Raw genomic sequence first — 1,090 nt, 5'->3', positions numbered from 1 at the left:
GTGCATTTGAGCCTAATTTTGTTGAGTTTAAATCAATATCCGCAAACAATCCACTGAATTCTTCTCCTTGACGTTCCAACTCATTAAAACCTGCTTGTAAGTCGGTCAAGTTAAATTCATAGTTATCAGCTTTGAGGCGGTAGTGATAAAACAATTGATCGGGTTTGATAAAGTAGCCTTGTTTGGGTTGGATATTTTCGATTAAATCGTCTTTGTCTTCTTCGTACCATTCCATGAAGCCTGCATACTGAGTGGAACGTTCTGGGAAGGTATCTGTTTTGCCATTTTCTTGTTCATAAACTTCTCTCAGCTGCGCATCAGACAAGTACTTATAGAAAATTAATCCCAGTAAGTAGTTTTTATACTCACTTGCATCCATCTTCCCACGTAAGATATCCGCAGAAGCCCATAGTTGTTGATTTAAACCTGTCGCCATTATAATTCTTCTTTCCATTTTTGAAGTTGTTCAAAGTTTTGTTGTAGTCGTTCTTCTAAAACTTTTGTTCTTCTTCTGTATTTTTCACCCGTTTTGGCTTCAAACTCTTCTTTACTAAGGGTCATCGAATCCAGTAAATGAGTTAAATAAGGGATCGTTTTCTTATCGCCTTGATATTCATTCATTGCAGACTGTAAAAAGTCGAAGGATAATCCAAATTCTTCGGCTTCTTTTTGAAGTTGTCTTTGAATTTCATTTTGAATCGAAGTCTCTTTTAATTGAGCCACATCGATCTCTTCAGTAGTATTGACGAGTTGATCTTTCAAGGTGTGATACATCTTTTGGATTTGAGGATCCTTTTGTTGGATTTCTTTTTCAAATTTTTCAACGGCCCCTGCTTCGTTTAATTGAATCGCTTTCAAAAGTTGATTAATATAAAAACTATCCACGATGTCTTTATGTGTCGCATTGAGCTGCGAAGAAAAAGCAATCTCTTGTAAAAGCTTCTCGAAGTCTTCCTCAGGATGCTCCTCATCCTCGATCATTTCTTTAATCTTTGTTTTAACATTTTCCGTTTTACCTTGATATTGTGGCATCTGCTCCACTACTTCTGAAAATGCTTCAAAGTCCTCTTCGTATTGATCATAGCTTCGG

General features: G+C 36.5%; 2 protein-coding genes. Both read right to left on the bottom strand.

Annotated features, from left to right (window positions below):
- Positions 1-436, bottom strand: a 436-nt coding sequence (locus ABT186_RS47840; protein WP_351930735.1) for a type I restriction-modification system subunit M N-terminal domain-containing protein, incomplete at its 3' end; no start/stop codon positions are given.
- Positions 436-1,090 (bottom strand): hypothetical protein (locus ABT186_RS47835; RefSeq protein ID WP_351930733.1); only part of this gene is annotated, 655 nt, incomplete at its 5' end. The genes ABT186_RS47835 and ABT186_RS47840, both read right to left, overlap by 1 nt.

It is taken from the genome of Streptomyces sp. NPDC001634 (assembly GCF_040298185.1).
In the GTDB taxonomy this organism is placed as follows: domain Bacteria; phylum Actinomycetota; class Actinomycetes; order Streptomycetales; family Streptomycetaceae; genus Streptomyces.
This window is presented reverse-complemented; position numbering and strand designations above follow the sequence as displayed.